This window comes from Paucibacter sp. PLA-PC-4 (assembly GCF_026241155.1).
GTDB lineage: Bacteria > Pseudomonadota > Gammaproteobacteria > Burkholderiales > Burkholderiaceae_C > Roseateles_E.
Genome location: NZ_JAPFGP010000008.1, coordinates 16,417 through 33,582, shown reverse-complemented (window position 1 = coordinate 33,582; position 17,166 = coordinate 16,417). Strand labels below are relative to the sequence as shown.

Genomic DNA, 17,166 nt, shown 5'->3' with positions numbered 1-17,166 from the left:
TGTCCGGTGCAAGGGGGCACTGGTACGCTATTGGTTGTATGAATCATCCGATGGATAGCGCTCGCGGTGGCTCAAGAGATGATTAAGAGTGCACCAATGCGACGCCACAGAAGGACGCGGCGATGAAGATCTGCCTGGTAGAGGACGACCTGGAGCTGGGACGCTCACTGCATGCGCTACTGAGCGAGGGCGGTCATGAATTGGTCTGGGTCCGGCGCCTGGTCGACGCCCAGCAGCAGTTGCTGGAGCGGCGCTTCAGTGCCCTGGTGCTGGACCTGGGTTTACCCGATGGCTGCGGGCTGGCGCTGCTGCTGAAGCTGCGCCAGCAGGACCCACAGCTGCCAGTCATCGTGATCACCGCACGCGACGGCATCGAGGACCGGCTGGAGGGTCTGGACAGCGGCGCGGACGACTATCTGGTCAAGCCCTTTGCAAGCGCCGAGCTGCTGGCGCGGCTGCGCGCGCTGGCGCGGCGCTCGGGCCTGCAAGGCTCACACGATGAGCCACTGGCATGGCAGGCCCGCGATCTGTCGCTCGACGAGGGCCGCATGGCGCTGACGCGCGGCAACCAGGCGATCAATCTCTCGCGCACTGAGTTCAGCATCCTGCTGACCCTGATCAAGCGCAGTGGCCACGTCGTGACACGCCGCGAGCTGGAGGCGCAGGCCCTGCCCCACTCGGACAGCCATGCGCTGGATGTGCACATCTTCAATCTGCGCAAGAAGATCGGCGATGGCTATGTGCGCACGGTGCGCGGCGTCGGCTTCGTTCTCGAGGCCGCCTGAGGCTTGACGGCGCCCAGCAGCGCGTCCAGCACCGGCCAGACCGCGGGCGCCAGCAGCTCGCGCGGCCGGTGCACCAGGCCCAGCTCGCGCCATAGCGGCGGCGATAGGGGTCGCAGCTGCATCGCATGTCGATCCGGGGCTTCGGCCTCGATCGGCAGGATGGCCGCGCCGTAGCCGGCCGCCACCAGGCTCTTCATCGCCTCGTTGTAATTGAGCTCGATGCCGGGCCGCGGCACCTGGCCGGCCGCGCCAAACCAGGCCAGCGTGAGCCGCTGCATCTGGGTGCTGGCGTCGTTGACGATCATCGGCCGATCGGCCAGCCAGGCCGGCGTGATCCGGGCCGGCGCCGACCAGCCTGATGGCAAGCAGGCCAGCATCGGATCGCGGCGCCACGGCCGGCACTGCAGGCCCGGCTGAGGTTCGATCGGCAGGGTCACGATGCCGATGTCCAGCGTGCCGGCCAGCAGGCCCGCCAGCGTGTGATGGGTACCCAGCACACTCAGCGCCAGCTCGATCGCGGGCCGCTCGGCCGCCAACGGCAGCAGCAGCGGCGGCAGCACATGGGCCGCCACGCCGGTCTGCGCAGCCAGCCGCACCCGCCCGGCCAGGCCCTTGGCATGGCGACCCAGCTCGGCCAGTGTTTCATCGGCCTCGCGCAGCAGGCCGCGTGCGCGCTGAACCAGCAGGGCGCCGGCCGAGGTCGGCAGCGCGCCGCGCCGGCCACGCTGCAACAGCTGGGCGCCGACGCGCGACTCCAGCTCGCTGATCTGCAGGCTGATGGTCGGCGCTGCCAGGTGCAGGGCCTGGGCGGCGGCGGCAAAACTGCCCAGGTCGGCAATCGCCACCAGGCTGCGCAACTGGTCAAGATTCAGACTACGCATAGGATTTCCTGTGGTCTGTCGTCAGATGATTCAACTTTTCAAATCTTAGTCGCGGACCGAGCATGGCGAGCATCACCACCGGAAACCGCCATGCCAGACGATCATGCCCCGACGCTTTTGCAATGTCTCAGCCAGCGCTGGCATACGGCGCTTCGCCGGCACGCGGCACGCCGCCAGCTGCTGGCGATGAGCGAGCGTGAGCTGCTGGACCTGGGATTGGGGCGAGGAGAGCTGGAGGCCTGCGCTGCCGCGCCACAATGGCGCCATGATGAACAAGCCGCCCTTCTTCGCCCCCATCGCGTTTGACCAGGCCGAGGCCGCGCTGGCGCGCGCCCAGGAAATCTACGCCGCCAGCGTCGCCAGCCTGCGCGAAGCGCTGCAGCGCTTCGTCGCCGGCGAGGAGATCAGCCGGGTACGCGCCTGCTACCCCTTTGTGCGCATCCACACCCGCACGGTGGCACGCGCGGTCTCGACCCTGGCCTACGGCTTTGTCGCCGGCCCCGGCAGCTACGAGACCACGCTGACCCGGCCCGATTTGTTCGGCGACTACTACCTGGAACAGTTCCGCCTGCTGCTGATCAACCACGGCGTGAGCCTGGAGGTGGGCACCAGCAACCAACCGATCCCACTGCATTTCGCGCTCGGCGAGCACGACCATGTCGAAGGCGCGCTGAGCGCCGAGCGCCGCCTGCTGATGCGCGACCTGTTCGACCTGCCCGACCTGGCCGCGATGGACGACGGCATCGCCAACGGCACCCACCAGGGTGCGCCCGGCGCGCCGGCGCCACTGGCCCTGTTCACCGCGCCGCGGGTCGACTACTCGCTGCACCGGCTGCGCCACTACACCGGCACCTCGACCGATCACTTCCAGAACTTCGTGTTGTTCACCAACTATCAGTTCTATATCGACGAGTTCGTGCGCCTGGGTCACGAGCTGATGGCGCGCACGCCCGACCCGGCCCATCCCCATGAGCACGACGACTGCATCGCTTTCGTCGAGCCCGGCAATCTCGTCACGCGCCGCGTCGGCCTGTCGGCGGAAGCGGCCGATGCTTTGGGCCAGGCCCTGCCCCGGCTGCCGCAGATGCCGGCCTATCACTTGATTCGCCAGGACCGCAGCGGCATCACAATGGTGAACATCGGCGTCGGCCCCGCCAATGCCAAGACCATGAGCGACCATATCGCGGTGCTGCGCCCACATGCATGGCTGATGCTGGGCCACTGCGCTGGCCTGCGCAACAGCCAGGCACTCGGCGACTATGTGCTGGCCCACGGCTATGTGCGAGAAGACCATGTACTCGACGAGGAGCTGCCGCTGTGGGTGCCGATCCCGCCGCTGGCCGAGATCCAGCAGGCGCTCGAAGAAGCGGTGGCCGAGGTGACAGGTCTTACCGGCCCGGCGCTCAAGCAGATCTTCCGCACCGGCACCGTCGCCTCGACCGACAACCGCAACTGGGAGCTGCTGCCCAACCATGTCGACGGGGGGCCCGAGCGCCGCTTCAGCCAGAGCCGCGCAGTGGCACTGGACATGGAGAGCGCCACACTGGCGGCCAATGGTTTCCGCTTCCGCGTGCCCTACGGCACCCTGCTGTGCGTCTCCGACAAGCCGCTGCATGGCGAGATCAAGCTGCCCGGCATGGCCAACCAGTTCTATCGCGAGCGGGTTGACCAGCATCTGCGCATCGGGCTGCGCGCGGTCGAGCTGCTGCGCAAGCGCCACCTGACGCAGCTGCACAGCCGCAAGCTGCGCAGCTTTGCCGAAGTAGCGTTTCAGTAGCCCAGACCGCGCAGCAGCCGCAGCGCGGTCTCGAAATCGAAGGCGCGGATTCGCTCGCCGAGCTCGTGGGCAGGTGCCCCATGCCTGGCACTTAGCGCCGAAGCCAGCTCGCGGTAGCGCTCAAGGGCGCGAAAATCCCCGGCCGCCAGCAGCGCCGCCAGCCCGGCCAGTTTGGCCGGGTCGGGGGCCGGTTCGTCGAGCTCGGCCGGTCGCGTCTCCTCCATCAGCGGTGCGGCCCGCAGATCTTGCACGAGCGCATCCAAGGCCCCAGAGGTGCGCTCGACCAGCGAACGCATCTGCGCCGCCGGCAGCTCGTCGCCGGCCTCAATACGGCCCGCCAACTCGCTGAGCTGCTGAGCCCCGACCGCCGCCGCAGCGCCCTTGAGCGAGTGTGCAAAGCGCCGCAGCGTGTCGCCAGCGCCGACCTCAACGCCGACAGCCAGGGCCGGCATGCCGTCCTGGAAGTGGTGGGCGAACTGCTGCAGCACACGCCAGTAGGTGGCCGCCCGCCCGCCCGTGTAGCGCAGCCCCTGCACCACATCCAGGCTCGGGATCCGCGTCAGCCAGTCTGGCAGCACCTCGGTCTCGCTGGCCACCACATCGCACAGCGGCTCGGGTGGCGGCGGCAGCGCCTCGACCGTGTGAGTGCGCGCGGGCAGCCACTGCAGCAGGCGTGCATAGAGCTCGGCCGGCGCCACCGGCTTGGCGACATGGTCGTTCATGCCGGCGCCCAGGCAGGCGGCGCGGTCCTCGCCAAAGGCATTCGCCGTCATCGCAACAATCGGCAGCGCCGCCATGCCCGGCAGGCGGCGGATCTCGCGGGTCGCCTGCAAACCGTCCATCACCGGCATCTGCATATCCATCAGCACCAGCTGGTAGTCGTTGCGCTGTACCAGCTGCATGGCCTGATGGCCATTTGAGGCCAGGTCCACCGTCAGCCCGGCAGCGTGCAGCAGTTCCTGGGCCACGTCCTGGTTGATCGGGTTGTCCTCGACCAGCAGAATGTGCGCGCCGCCATGCCGACTGGCCAGCTGGTCCAGCGCCTCGCGCTCGCTGCCCGCCGCCGACGCCATCACGGCGGTCGCATCGGCGGCCGGCAAGCGCGCAGTGAACCAAAAGCGGCTGCCCCGCCCCGGTTGGCTGTCGACACCGACTTCGCCGCCCATCAGCTCTGCCAGGTGGCGGGTAATGGCCAGCCCCAGACCGGTACCGCCGTAGCGACGCGTGGTCGAGCTGTCGCCTTGTTCGAACACACGGAACAGGCGCTGCTGCTGCTCCGCAGTGATGCCCATGCCGGTGTCGCTGACCTCAAAGCGCAGCAGCTGCGGACCCAGCGGTTCGCCGTGCAGCCGCACCGAGCCCTGCTCGGTGAACTTGATCGCATTGCTGAGCAGGTTCAGCAGCGCCTGCGACAGGCGGGTCGCGTCGCCGCGCACCCAGGCCGGCAGCGCGTCGGCCACCAGGCTCAGCTGTAGCCCCTTGTCGCGCGCGCGCTCGCCGACCAGGTCGCAGCATCGCGTCAGCAGATCGTGCAGCGCGAAGGGCTGATCCTCCATCTCAAGCTTGCCAGACTCGATTTTCGAGAGATCCAGGATGTCGTTGATGACCTGCAAGAGGTGCTGGGCCGCGCCGTCGAGCTTGGATAGCCGGTCCTGGGCCTGCGCATCGCGGCTGTCGCGCCGCAGCAGATGGGTCAGGCCGATGATGGCATTCATCGGCGTGCGGATCTCGTGGCTCATGTTGGCCAGGAAGGCGCTCTTGGCCAGGCTGGCGGCCTGGGCCGCCTGGGTGGCCTCGGCCAGCTCGGCGGTGCGCGCCTGCACCAGGTCCTGCAGATGGTGGCGATGCTGGTCGAGCTCGGCGCTCTGGCGCTTGTGCGCGCTTATGTCCTCGCCGATCGCCAGCACATGGGTGACGCGCCCGTCGGCCTGGCGGATCGGCGCCATATGGACGAACTCGTGGAAGATCTCGCCGTTCTTGCGATGGTTCAGCAGCTCGCCCGACCAGTTCTGCCCCTGCTGCACCGCCCGCCGCATCTGCTGCACGCGCTCGCGCGGACCGCGCTGTGGCTGCAACTCCAGCCGGGTGCGTCCCAGCACCTCCTGGCGGCTGAAGCCGTTGATGCGGGTGAAGGCCGCGTTGACGTATTCGATCGCCCCGGCCAGGTCCGAGATCAGGATGCTGGTCGGGCTTTGCTCGACCGCCAGTGAGAGCTTGCGCAGCAGCTGTTCGCTGGAGCGCCGGTCGCTGATGTCGGTGAATGAGCTGACAACGCTGACGATGCGCTGGCCGTCGGTCGAGCGCAGAGGCTCAGCATTGAGCTTGAGCCAGCGCCGCAGGCCGGCCTGGCTGCGCACGCCCAGCTGCAGGCCCTGCTGGCCATGGCCGGTGCTCAGCACGCGGTTCAGCGGCAGCTCGCTGGGTGCCAGCGGCTGGCCCTCGTTGTCGCACATCTCGAGCGAGCGCCATTGCCAGTCGACCGCTTGCATCTGCGCCTGGCTGTAGCCGAGGATGCGTTCGGCGGCCGGGTTACTGGCCAGCACGCGCCCACCAATGTCGAAGATGATCACGCCCTCGCTGAGGGCCGAGACCATCGAGCGGTACAGACGCTCGCTCTCCTGCAGCGCCTGCTCGATGCGCTGGCGCTCGTCGATGTCCGAGCGCAGCAGCTCGGACGACTCCTGCAGCGCCTGCTCGATGCGGCGGCGCTCGCCGATGTCGCTGACGATACCCAGCACCGCAGGCCGGCCCTGGTAACTCATGCGGCTGGCGCGCAGCTCAATCCAGACGCGTCCGCCCTGTTTGTTGAACCAGCACAGCTCGTAGTGGCGCTGGGGCTCCGGGCCGGCGCCGGTGCGCGCCAGGAAGCGCGCGGTCCACAGATCCAGGAACTCGGGCGCCACCACCGCCGCGAACGGCAGGCCGACGAATTCGTCCTCGGTATAGCCCAGCAGCTTGGGCAGGGCCGGATTAGCGAAGACGAAATGCAGATCCTGGGCCACGAAGACCCCGTCCGCAAGCGCTTCCAGCAGCGTGCGGCTGCGCAGCTCGCTTTCGGCCAGCAGCGCCTGGGCCCTGCGCTGCCGCCGCAGCCGCCAGACCACGGCGGCGATCAGCATGGCCAGCAAGGTGCTCGCGCCGATCCAGCCCGCCTCGCTCCAGACCTTGGCGTCGATCTCGGCACGCGCGACCTTGCTGACCAGCAGCCAATCGGTGCCGGGCACGGCACGCAGCGCGCCCAGCGAGGGTACGCCGGCGTAGTCGAGGCCCGCGATGGTCCGGCCCGGCAGCGCGCCCTCCCGCAGCGCCTGGCCCACCAGCAGCTCGGGCCGGTCCAGCGGCCGGCGCAGCCGGCCGGCCGAGCCTGGCTGCTGGCGCAGCTCGCTGAGCGCCAGCGCCTCGTCGCCGACGCGCTGCCACAGCACCGACTCGCCGCTCTGGCTGGGCAACGGCCAGGCAGCGAGCAGCGGGTAGAGCTGGTCCCAGGGGCTGATGCGCAGCGCCACGGCGCCCGGCGGTGCCGAAGCGGCGCGCGCTCGCAGCGGCACGACGATGTCCAGCCGCTCCGGCAGCGTGGCCGACTCGACCACATAGATGTCGGTGCGCGCGGTCTTGCCGCTGGCCAGCGCCTGCTGCACGGCGGCGCGCAGCTCGGGGGGCGGCTCGTCAGGACCAGGGTTCTCGCGCGAGACGATACGGGCCTGAGCATCGAGCAGCAGTGCGCTGCGCATCTGCATGGCGCCGGCAAAGCGGGTCAATTCCTGCATCAGGCGCTGCTGCGCGGCGGCGTCGGAGCGCTCGGTCCAGGCCTGGTACCACTCGCCCAATTGGCCATGATCGGCAACAAAGCTGGCGGCGCGCAACTGCGTCTCAAGCCAGGCCCGCACCTGACTGGCGCGCAGTTCGGCAATAGTCTCCAGCCGCGCCGCCTCCTGGGCGCGGTGCTGACGCCGCGAGTAGTCGATAGCCAGCAGGCCCAGCAGCAGCAGACCCAGCAGTGTCGCCAGCAGGGTCAGGTATTGCCCACGACGCGCCGGCACAGGCTCATGCTGGGGCCGAACGCCTGGCATCTAGCGCTCGGCGACCGCTGCGGCCGAGGGTGGATGCCCGGGGTCGGCCAGGCGCCGTGCGATCGCGCAGAACTCGTCGAAGCTGGCGACAAAGGCTTCGACGACATCCGGATCGAAATGGCTGCCGCGCTGCTCGACGATGTAGGCTCGCGCCGCCTCGTAGCTCCAGGCCTTCTTGTAGACGCGCGGACTGATCAGCGCGTCGAACACATCGGCCAGCGCCATCAACCGCGCCGCCAGCGGGATCGCCTCGCCCACCAGACCTTGCGGGTAGCCGCCGCCATCCCAGCGTTCGTGATGGCTGCGCGCAATGTCCTTGGCATAGTGCAGAAAGTCGACACCGCCGCCCGGCCCGGCATCGCGCTCTGCCAGCTCGATGGCCTCTGCACCGATCGCGGCATGGGTCTTCATGATGAGCCACTCGTCGGCGTCGAGCTTGCCGGGCTTGCACAGAATGCGATCCGGTATGCCGACCTTGCCGATATCGTGCAAGGGGGCCGAACGCGCCATCAGGTCCACTGTTTTTACGTCAAGGCGCCGCGCGAAACACGGCTTGCCGATCAGCTGCGTGCCCAGCTGACGCACATACTCGCGGGTGCGGCGCAGATGGTTGCCAGTTTCGTTGTCGCGGGTCTCGGCTAGGCGGGCCAGCGCATGGATGCCGATATCGCGCAGGCGCTGGTTTTCGGCCATGCGGCGCTCGATCTCAAGTTCCAGATCATGGTTCTGGTCGGCCAGCCGTTCGCGCGCGCGGCCCAGCTCAACATGGGCGGCCACCCGGGCCAGCAACACCGTCGGCCGCACCGGCTTGGTGATGTAGTCCACCGCGCCGTGCAGCAGGCCGCGCTCCTCGTCCTCGGTAGCCCCCATCGCGGTGACGAAGATCACCGGCACGCTGCGGCTGCGCGGCTCGGCACGCAGCCGCTCCAGAACCGCATAGCCGTCCAGGCCAGGCATCATCACATCCAGCAACACCAGGCTGGGCAGCGGGTCCAGCCGCATCAGTCGCAGCGCCCGCTCGCCCGAGTTGGCCGCCCGCACTTGGTAGAGCGGCTGCAACAGTTCACCCAGCACGGTCAGGTTCTCGGCGTTGTCGTCCACGATCAGGACGACCGGCCGCTGGCTCATTGGCATTTTTGGCTCCCTGCACTGCCCGACGACCGATGGTCGCATTTGCCGCGCATCAAGCCAAGCCCGCGCGCGCCAGATTGCGCACCGCACGCGACAGATTGGTGCGCGGCCCGAAATGCCACCACAATGCGTGGGCCACAGGCCTGCTCATTCAGACCGCCATGCACTTCGACATCGCCACGCTTTTCAGTTTGCTCGTGATCCAGGCCCTTGCCCTGGCCCTGGTGCTGCCTGTGCTGATGGGCTGGCGCAGCGCCAGCCCCGGTGCCCGCCATGCCCAGGTTGGCATGGGTTTGCAGGGCGCCGGCTGGCTGGCCCTTCTGCTGGCCTCGGTGCTGTGGGACCGGGCGCTGGGCACGCTGGCGATGGGCCTGATCAGCGCTTCGCTGAGCGCCTTGTGGCTGGCGATGAACGCCTGGCTGGGCACCCGCCGCGGCCGGCGCCTGATGTTAGCGCTGCCGCCGGGAGTGGCCCTGCTCTATCTGCTGAGCTTCGATAGCTATGTTTGGCGGGTCGGCTTGTCCAATCTGGTCTTCGTGCTGCAGCTCTTGATGATCTGTGTCACGCTGGCCCAGCCGCCCAAAGCCCTGGAGCCCGAGCTGGCGCGGCCCAGCCGACGCTGGCGCGGCCTGCTGCTGGGCTGCCTGCTGCTACTGGCGGTGCTGACCCTGTGGCGTGCCTGGCTGGCGGTGTTCGCCACCGCTAGCTACCCCGACTTCTACACGCCGCACCCGGTCAATGTGTTGGCCGCCGTGCTCAGCAATGTCGCGGTGACGCTGAGCCTGGCGGCCGTGCTGGTGGCCTGGCGCGGCGAGACCGAGGGCGCCTTTCTTCGCCTGGCCCAGACCGATGTACTGACCGGCCTGAACAACCGCCGCGCCTTCAGCGCCCGCGCGGTCGACATGATCTCGATGGCGCGGCGCTACCAGGAGCCGCTGGCCCTGATGATGCTGGATATCGACTTCTTCAAGGCCGTCAACGACAGCCACGGCCACGAGGTCGGCGACAAGGCGCTGCAGCTGTTCGCCCGCTGCCTGCGCGAGCAGCAGCGGCTCGGCGATCTGGTCGGCCGGGTCGGCGGCGAGGAATTCGCGGTGCTGATGGCTCGCTGCGACGCCCAAGGCCCGCAGGCGCTGGACAAGCGCATGCGCGACGCGCTTGCCCTGACGGCCCCCAAGGAACTGGGCTTCGCGCTCGACTTCAGCGCAGGCTGGGCCCGACTGCGCCACGGCGACCGCAACATCGACGACCTGATGCGCCGCGCCGATGCCGCACTCTACGAAGCCAAGCGCGCCGGACGCGGGCAGCTGCTGGCCGAGCCGGGGCTGGACGGCTGAGAAGAGCGGCGGCGGCGCAATAACGGCAGACCCGCGAGCCCGCCGCTCATCAGCAGCCAGGCCGCAGGCTCGGGCACTGCTGTCATGAACTGTCCCGAGGCCGAGCTGTAGCTGACGCCCTCGGGCAGGGTCCAGTTGAAGTGAAGGGTGTTGCCGAAGTCGGCCACCGCGTCCCAGCCACCGCCCTCCCAGTTGCCTACCGCCAAGGCCGACACCGTCAGCTCGGCGTAGACAAAGAAGGTCGACCTTCCCAGCGGCAGTGCCAGGCCGTCATCGAGGACCGTGGTGCCATTGCTCAATGCCCGGGTTTCGGCGTAGCGATCAACATTGCTCCAGAAATCACCAGGCTTGCCGCCGATGTACCAGCGCACGCTGGCACGGCTGCCCTGCTCGCTCATCACGCCGTCGATGCTCAGCTCGATATCGGCCAGACCGAGGTTCTGACCGTTGACGAAGCTGATGGTGTCCCAGTAGATCGCGGTCGCGGTGGCGCCTGTCTTCGTATGGCAGCCGCGCGGCCCGCAGGACATGCGCGTGGCAGTGGCCGACGCATGCAGCTTGCCATCGGCCAGCGAAGCCTGCGCCCAGTTCTGCGTGTAGCGGTTCGGAAGGCTGGCGACGCTAGCACTGAACTGCCCGCTGCCACCGCGCCACCCGCCGGATGAGCCGCCCACATAGGCGCCGAAGTTGCCGTTAAAGGGCGAGGCCGCGGGCTCCACGACATTCACGGCCAACGCCGGGACTGCAGCGGTAAGGGCAAGCGTCGCCAGCCCAAGCAGCCACGCTGGGCGTGGCTGCTTGGGCCGCGCCAAGCGGGAACGCAGTGCGCCCAGAAGGGGCAGCATAGAAGTGAGGTTCATCAGGGTCTCCAAGGTTTCTTTCAGTTGATGAGCGCGGCCAGGCGCGCGAAGTCGAGTGCGGCGATGGCGTCGCGCATCGGTGGGTGGTAGCTGGGGCTGCGTTCCAGTTGGGGGGCGCAAACGGTGATCAGTTGGATGCGACCTCGGTGCTTGCCGTCCCAGGGGAAGCTGGGGTCGAGCTTGACGATGCGCTTGGGCGGTCGCGCGGCTTCCGCCGCCGTTTGCAGGCGGTGCGGGCCGGTGCCTAGGTAATAGGGCTGCGCCAACTCGACAGCGCTCATGGCCGCGAGCGCCGCACGCAACCGCTCCAGCTCATCGACCTGCCGCTGCCGCTGTGCGCGCAGCTGTGCGTGGTAGCCTGCCTCGCCTTCTTTGCGCTGGCGCGCCAACTTCAGCATCAGCGCAGCGGCCTGGGCGTTTTGCGCGCTGATTCGGGCCGCCTCGCGTTCGGCGGCGGCCAAATCGAAAGGCTGCAGTGTGCGCTCGTGGCTGCGGTCCCAATCGGCCAGTTTGCGCTGCTGGTCGCGCTCGTAGTAGGCCAGCATCTCGCCCACCGTCACCGCGATCCACGGCAGGCGACGCTCCTTGCTTAGCACTGCGCATTCGCGATAGGTCGGCCAGCCCTGGAACGAGGGCGTGAGCTCGCCCTCCAGGTAGGTGACGAGCTGCTCGTCATGCTCCCACCTGTTCATCGTCGCGGTGGGCACATTGATGAAGACCGAGATGCCGGCGCGCGGGCCCAGGCGCTCGGCCTGTGGGATCACCTCGCACGACCCGCGTCCCCAGGCCTTGGGTCCGAAGCCGTGGGCATGAATGACCGCCTCGTACGGCATTCGCTGTGGGTCGATCGCGCCGAGCACAGCGCGCTTCAGGCGCAGCCGCACCTCAGGCAAGGCGAGCAGGCCAGGGTTGGGTCGGACCATCGCCTCGACGACATCCATCGCCGCATGTATTGGCTTGTAGGCGGGATGGTGGATCGGCCGGTCCTCGGCGCTGATCGGCTCATCGACGTTGGCCGCCCAGCAGTTCGGTTCGGCCCGCACGACACCGGCGATCAGCAGCGCGGAGATCAATAGAAGTCGCTTCATCACAGTCCCCACCTCATTGCGGTCTCAAGGACCAGCGAAGCCGCGCGCTGCCGACCACGCCGGGGAACTCGCGATGGCTTTCGGGGTCAACCCACTCGGCGCGGTCGCGCTCGCCCAGCAGCGCCGGCAGCAGCCGCTCCTGGCCAAAGGCGCGCCGCCCGGCAAGCGCATAGTCGGCGATGCGAAACGACAGGCCGCTGAGCTTGGCATCCATCTCTTGGGTCACGCCTTGGAAAGTGCGCAGATGCCGAGCTGCCACCGGCACATAGCCGATGAAGTCCATCTTGCAGGTATGCAAATTGAAGAAGGCTCGCAGCAGCGGCACGTTCGGATCGACCCAGGGCGTGCCCAGGGCCATGACCTGGATGGTGTCGGGTGCATGGGTACTGCTGTAGAACTGGTCAACGCCGACGCTACCCGTCTGCGCGCTGCCGGAAAACCACACCGAGCCGACAGGAGACAGCGGGTCGCGCCGCAGCGTGCCGGCTACACGGGCGCGGTGCTCGTAGCGGGCGCTGCCTTCGGCATCGCCTCCGGCCCAGCGGTAGTCCTGCTGCAGCTCCAGCGACAGGGTGTTCACACCCTGAAGCCAATCACAGCCGGCCTGCGGATCGATCACCGTCAGATGGGCGACCAGCTCGGTGGGGCCATCGACCGAGTCGAAGGGGTCATCGAAACGCACCGAGACGGCCACCGGGTTCAGCGCAGGCAGCGCCGCCGGCGCCCGATAGCTTCGCTGCGAGCGCTGGCCATCATCGCTGCCGCTGAGCGTGCCCACACCGGAGTTGCCACCGGCCACGCCATTGACCGACCAGGCCTCAGTGGCCAGCGGGATGCGTCCGTCCTCGTGGCAGGCGAAGTGCAATTGCTGGCCAGGCAGCGCAGCGTCGTCGCCACGGCCGCAGATTTGCACCGTCAGCAGCTGGGTCTGCTGCAAGCCGAGCTCGGCAGCGCCGGGACGCAGCTGCGCACCGGCGACCAGCGACCAGTCGCTGAAATGCGTGCTCGTGCTGCGCACCAGGCCGTCGGCATCGCGGCTCGAAGCCGCGCTGCGCCAGACACCGTCGGCCCCCTGCGTGGCGATGCGCAGATGCCTGGCGCCGTTGCGCTCGGCGGCACTGGGCTGCCACTCCAGGGCGATCGGCCGCTTGGCCTGCAGCCCCTCGGGGCCGACGCGCCAGGCCGCGCCGCGCGCGCCCGGCGCCTTGTTCTCGATGGGCTGCAGCGTCAGCAACTGCTCGGCGTCGAAGGCGTCCGGCGGCACGATGATGGCCAGGCCATAGTCAGGCGCATCCAGACGGCCGCCAGCGGCACCGATGCGGGCGCTGGCCACCACGGCACCCAGCGGGGCACCGACCGCCGTGACGGCCGGCACCGGCATCGGCATCGGCACCGGCATCGGGGTCGGGGTCGGGGTCGGGGTGGGCGCGGGGCCGGGAGCTGGGGCCGGGCTGGGTGCAGGAGCGGGCACTTGCGTCGGGGCGGGGGTAGGTGTCGGCGTTTCGCCCTCGCCGCCGCCACAGGCTTGCAGCAGGGTGGCGGCGAGCAGGGTGCTTATCAGGCTAGGACAGGGTCTCATTCGATCTCCAATAGGCAAGGCTTCGCCCCGACCAGGCCAGGGCGGCTCCGGTCAACGGCGATTCGGGGGCGGGGCCGGCGCGCTGCCGGCATGGGCTCTACTGTGGGCGCCGCGGGCGCCCCGCGCTGCTAGTTATCGCTTAAGCGCTTGTTAAGTGTTTGCTAAGCCGCCGCCGGCCCTTGATCTAAGATTCGCTGCCTCAACGCCAAGTCGCCATGCACCGCCTTCCCGCCCACTGGATCGACCACTTCAGTCTGGGGCCGACGCTGCGCGTCGGCAGCGTCACGCCGCAAGGTCAGCCCGAGCTGGCGTTTGCCCATGCCGCCCGGGTCCTGGCCGATGGCCGCATCGAGCTGCTGGCGCTCAGCCAGCAAGCTGCGGAACTGCTGGCCGCCATCAGCGCCAGCCGCCGCGTCGCTGTATCCGCCGGCCTGCCGAGCAATTACCGCGTGCTGCATGTCAAAGGCGCCGATGCCGAGGTGCTGCCGCCGCGCGATGAGCACGGCCCGGTGTTCGCCGCCTACTTCGAAACCTGGCTGCAGCAGATCGAGGCCTTCGGCGCCGACCGCCGCCTGATCTATGCCACGCTCGGTGATCTGTCGCTGGACAAGCTCAGCTGCGTGCGCTTCACGCCGATGGGCGCCTGGGACCAGACCCCCGGCCCCGGTGCGGGCCAGGCCATCGACCTGCTGCCATGAGCACAACCCCACAGACCGAGCGCCGAGCCCTCAAGCTGCGCGATGTGCGCCGCCTGCTCGAAGGCGTGATCCCGCCGGCGATGTGCTCGGTGGGCACCGACGGCATGCCGCATGTCAACTATCTGTCGCATGCCGAGTACATCGACGAAGAGCATGTCGCGCTGACCTACCAGTTCCTCAACCGTGCCCGCGCCAACATCCTGGCCACCGGCCGTGTCGCGCTGAGCGTCGAGGATCCGATGTCCGGCGTCTCGGTGCTGCTACAGCTGCGCTATCTGCGCACCGACACCGTGGGCCCGGTGTACGAGCGCCTGCGCGCCAAGCTTGCCGGCATCGCCGCGCAGACCGGCATGGAGAGGGTTTTCCATCTGCGCGGCGCCGACCTCTACCGCGTCGAGTCGCTGCGCAAGCTTGATCCGGTGCGCCCGCTGCCCGGGATGGCGCCGCGCTGCGATCTCGCGGCCGGCGTGCGCCGCCTGAGCGAGCAGCTCGCGGAAGCTGCCGATCTGCGCAGCCTGCTGAACGCCTTCACCCAGGGTCTGCAGCAGGACCTCTGCATCAGCCACGCCATCGTCTGGCTGCTCGACGAGCACGGCCAGGGCCTGTTCACGCTGGCCAGCATCGGCTACGAGCAGGCCGGCAGCGGCGCCGAGCTGCCGCTGGCCGAGGCCGGCCTGGCGGGGGTCGCGCTGCGCGAGAACGTGCCCATCCGCATCGGCCACATGAGCCAGATGTACAGCTATGGCATGAGCTGGCGCGCCAAAGCCGAGCAGCTCGGCTTGCAGGCCGCAATGGCCGACACCATCCCGCTACCGGGGCTGGCGGCACCGCGCAGCCAGCTCGCCGTGCCCTTGCGCGCGCGCGGCCGCAGCGTCGGCGCCTTGCTGGTGGAGAGCGAGAACGACCAGTTCTTCAGCTACGACGACGAGGACGCGCTGACCGCCATCGGCGCGCAGCTGGCGCAGGGCCTGGCCGCGCTGCACAAGGCCGAGCTGATCGACGCGCCGGCGCCGCCCACCGAGCGCACGCCGACCAGTGGTGCGGCGCTGCGCATCCGCCACTACCCGCGCGACCACAGCGTCTTTGTCAACGATCAGTACCTGATCAAGGGCGTGGCGGGCGCCATCATCGCCAAGCTGGTGCGCGACCAGATCGCCAGCGGCCGCGCCGGTTTCAGCACCCGCGAACTGCGCCTGGCCGGCGACGATCTGCGTCTGCCCGAGGTGCAGGACAACCTCGGCGTGCGACTGCTGCTGCTGGAGCGCCGGCTGGCCGAGCGCGACTTCGGCCTGCGCATCGAGCGCAGCGGACGCGGCCAGTACCGGCTGAGCGCCAGCGGACCGCTGGAAATCGTGGCCGCCGATTAGGGCGACTCAAGCCCGGTCGCAGCCGGCTGGCACGCCGCTTGCATAAGGGAATACCAGGCCCCGCCGCCTCCAGAAGAAGCGGTGGGTTCCCGGCCCGATCAGCAGTCCACCACCCGCCATGTTCCTCCGCCAAGCCAAGTCCGCCCTCGTCTCACCCGCTGCCCGCGACCTGGGTTTCCAGGCCGAGCTGTATGAGCTCAGCACGCAGCGCCAGACCCGCTACGAACCCAGCCTGCCGGCGGTGCGGCGCCTGAGCTCGCGCGATCTGCAATGGCTGCCGGCGCTGTGCGATCTGCTGACCGACAGCGTGCATCACGGCGCCTCACTGGGCTTTCTGGCGCCGATGTCGCGCTATGCGGCGCTGGACTACTGGCACGGCGTGTTCGCCAAGCTGGGCCAGCACCACAGCCTGTGGATCGCCTGCGAGGGCCAAGCCGACCGGCCCGCCCAGCTGCAGGGCGCGGCCCAGCTATCGCTGTGCCCGCAGGCCAATGCCCACCACCGCGGCGAGGTGCAGGGCCTGATGGTTCACAGCCAGTCGCGCGGTCGCGGCATCGCCAGCCAGCTGATGACCAGCGTCGAATGTGCCGCCTTGCAGCAAGGCCGCACGCTTTTGGTGCTAGACACCCCGGCCGGCAGCCAGGCCGAGGCCGTCTATGTCCACCTCGGCTGGCAGCGCGCCGGCGAGATTCCCGACTACGACAGCTGCGCCGAGGGCAGGCTGCACAGCACCGCGCGCTACTACAAGCGCCTGCAGATGCCGGGCTGAAACGCCCCGCTCAGGCGGCCGCCACCAGTTCGGCGACGGCCGTGATGCGGGCCTGCAGCTCGCGCCAGGGCCAGGTCTTGCCCGAGCCCGGCACCAGCGCGATCTCCAGCAGGGCCGCACCGTGCAGCGCGGCCCAGACCGTCTGGGCGCGCAAATCGGCGTCGCCGCCCGGCAGCCGCGTCAGCAGCTCGCGCAGCAAAGCATAGGCGTCGGGCTCGCTAGCGGCATCCGGCGCGGCCGGCAGCGGGTCCAGGGTCAGCAGCCGGTAATGGTGCGGATGGGCCACGGCCCAGCGCAGGTAGGCGGCGGCCACGCGGCGCAGCGCGGCACGCGCATCGCCGGGGCCGCAGAGCTGGCCTTCCAGCGTCGCCCGCAGGCCCTCGCGGCCCTCGACACCCAGCCGTGCCAGCAGCGCCGCCTTGTCGGCGAAGAAGCTGTAGAGCGTGGCATGAGAATAGCCGACTGCGGCCGCGACCTCGCGCAAGGTCACCGCCTCCTGCCCCTGCGCGACAAACAGCGCCCGCGCCGCGTCGACGATGCCCTGCTCGAGCGCCTCTTTGTGCGCGGCCCGGCGCAAGGCCGAGGCCGTCGCTTTCTTGAGCGGCCCCTCGGGCTTGGGCGTCTTGACGCGTTGGCGCGGCTGCGGCTTGGCCAGGGGCTTTTGCAGCGCGTCGGGCGCCGGCGAGACCACCCCCGAGGCGCGGTGCATCCCCTTGGCGCCGCTGGCGCGCGGTGGCGGGTTCAAATGTGGATTTGCAATCTTGCTAACCATTGGTTAGTATTTTGTCATTGGATATTCAATCCGCAAGACTACACCAGGACAC

At 69.1% G+C, this 17,166-nt stretch carries 14 protein-coding genes; 7 read left to right on the top strand and 7 right to left on the bottom strand.

Translation table 11 applies throughout. From position 1 onward, the window contains the following. Positions 1-122 precede the first annotated feature (122 nt). Complete coding sequence (locus OOZ63_RS13705) at positions 123-785, top strand: response regulator transcription factor (protein ID WP_266006087.1); 663 nt, start codon at positions 123-125, stop codon at positions 783-785. On the opposite strand, the gene OOZ63_RS13700 is transcribed toward OOZ63_RS13705, so the two are convergent. Next, entirely contained in the window at positions 737-1,666 is a 930-nt protein-coding gene (locus OOZ63_RS13700) for a LysR family transcriptional regulator (protein WP_266006086.1), read from the bottom strand. The two genes, OOZ63_RS13705 and OOZ63_RS13700, sit on opposite strands and share 49 nt — an antisense overlap. A gap of 90 nt (positions 1,667-1,756) precedes the next feature. On the opposite strand from OOZ63_RS13700, the gene OOZ63_RS29205 reads away from it, so the two are divergent. Together OOZ63_RS29205 and OOZ63_RS13690 are read left to right on the top strand one after the other, a co-directional pair. Next, positions 1,757-1,972 (top strand): DUF1127 domain-containing protein, encoded by a 216-nt coding sequence (locus OOZ63_RS29205; RefSeq protein ID WP_416234733.1) that lies wholly within the window; start codon positions 1,757-1,759, stop codon positions 1,970-1,972. Next, complete coding sequence (locus tag OOZ63_RS13690; protein ID WP_266006326.1) at positions 1,935-3,443, top strand: AMP nucleosidase; 1,509 nt, start codon at positions 1,935-1,937, stop codon at positions 3,441-3,443. The genes OOZ63_RS29205 and OOZ63_RS13690 overlap by 38 nt, the downstream gene beginning before the upstream one ends. On the opposite strand, the gene OOZ63_RS13685 is transcribed toward OOZ63_RS13690, so the two are convergent. Next, entirely contained in the window at positions 3,437-7,483 is a 4,047-nt protein-coding gene (locus OOZ63_RS13685) for a PAS domain S-box protein (protein WP_266006083.1), read from the bottom strand. The genes OOZ63_RS13690 and OOZ63_RS13685 overlap by 7 nt on opposite strands. A gap of 30 nt (positions 7,484-7,513) precedes the next feature. Further along, positions 7,514-8,647 carry an HD-GYP domain-containing protein gene (locus tag OOZ63_RS13680; RefSeq protein ID WP_266006082.1) on the bottom strand — a complete coding sequence of 378 codons (1,134 nt, stop codon included), beginning with the start codon at positions 8,645-8,647 and terminating at the stop codon, positions 7,514-7,516. Between the two features lie 158 nt (positions 8,648-8,805). Here OOZ63_RS13680 and OOZ63_RS13675 point away from each other — a divergent pair, with 158 nt between their 5' ends. After that, complete coding sequence (locus OOZ63_RS13675) at positions 8,806-9,981, top strand: sensor domain-containing diguanylate cyclase (protein ID WP_266006080.1); 1,176 nt, start codon at positions 8,806-8,808, stop codon at positions 9,979-9,981. Here OOZ63_RS13675 and OOZ63_RS13670 read toward each other — a convergent pair. The 3 genes from OOZ63_RS13670 to OOZ63_RS13660 are packed head-to-tail and all read right to left on the bottom strand — an operon-like array spanning position 9,921 to position 13,508. Then, positions 9,921-10,841, bottom strand: coding sequence for a PEP-CTERM sorting domain-containing protein (locus tag OOZ63_RS13670; protein ID WP_266006078.1), 921 nt, complete (start codon positions 10,839-10,841; stop codon positions 9,921-9,923). The genes OOZ63_RS13675 and OOZ63_RS13670 overlap by 61 nt on opposite strands. A gap of 20 nt (positions 10,842-10,861) precedes the next feature. Beyond that, positions 10,862-11,929 (bottom strand): hypothetical protein, encoded by a 1,068-nt coding sequence (locus OOZ63_RS13665; RefSeq protein WP_266006077.1) that lies wholly within the window; start codon positions 11,927-11,929, stop codon positions 10,862-10,864. 13 nt (positions 11,930-11,942) lie between these two features. Then, the gene (locus OOZ63_RS13660) at positions 11,943-13,508 is read right to left on the bottom strand and encodes a hypothetical protein (RefSeq protein ID WP_266006076.1); all 1,566 of its coding nucleotides are present in this window, start codon (positions 13,506-13,508) and stop codon (positions 11,943-11,945) included. A 215-nt stretch (positions 13,509-13,723) separates the two neighbouring features. On the opposite strand from OOZ63_RS13660, the gene OOZ63_RS13655 reads away from it, so the two are divergent. From OOZ63_RS13655 to OOZ63_RS13645, 3 genes are all read left to right on the top strand, one after another. Beyond that, complete coding sequence (locus tag OOZ63_RS13655) at positions 13,724-14,206, top strand: hypothetical protein (protein WP_266006075.1); 483 nt, start codon at positions 13,724-13,726, stop codon at positions 14,204-14,206. Continuing rightward, the gene (locus OOZ63_RS13650; RefSeq protein WP_266006074.1) at positions 14,203-15,573 is read left to right on the top strand and encodes a GAF domain-containing protein; all 1,371 of its coding nucleotides are present in this window, start codon (positions 14,203-14,205) and stop codon (positions 15,571-15,573) included. Before OOZ63_RS13655 ends, OOZ63_RS13650 begins: the two co-directional genes overlap by 4 nt. A gap of 118 nt (positions 15,574-15,691) precedes the next feature. Further along, the gene (locus OOZ63_RS13645; RefSeq protein ID WP_266006073.1) at positions 15,692-16,342 is read left to right on the top strand and encodes a GNAT family N-acetyltransferase; all 651 of its coding nucleotides are present in this window, start codon (positions 15,692-15,694) and stop codon (positions 16,340-16,342) included. Between the two features lie 10 nt (positions 16,343-16,352). Here the strand turns inward: OOZ63_RS13645 and OOZ63_RS13640 are convergent, their stop codons facing one another. Further along, positions 16,353-17,114 carry a TetR/AcrR family transcriptional regulator gene (locus OOZ63_RS13640; RefSeq protein ID WP_266006072.1) on the bottom strand — a complete coding sequence of 254 codons (762 nt, stop codon included), beginning with the start codon at positions 17,112-17,114 and terminating at the stop codon, positions 16,353-16,355. Between the last annotated feature and the right edge of the window lie 52 nt (positions 17,115-17,166).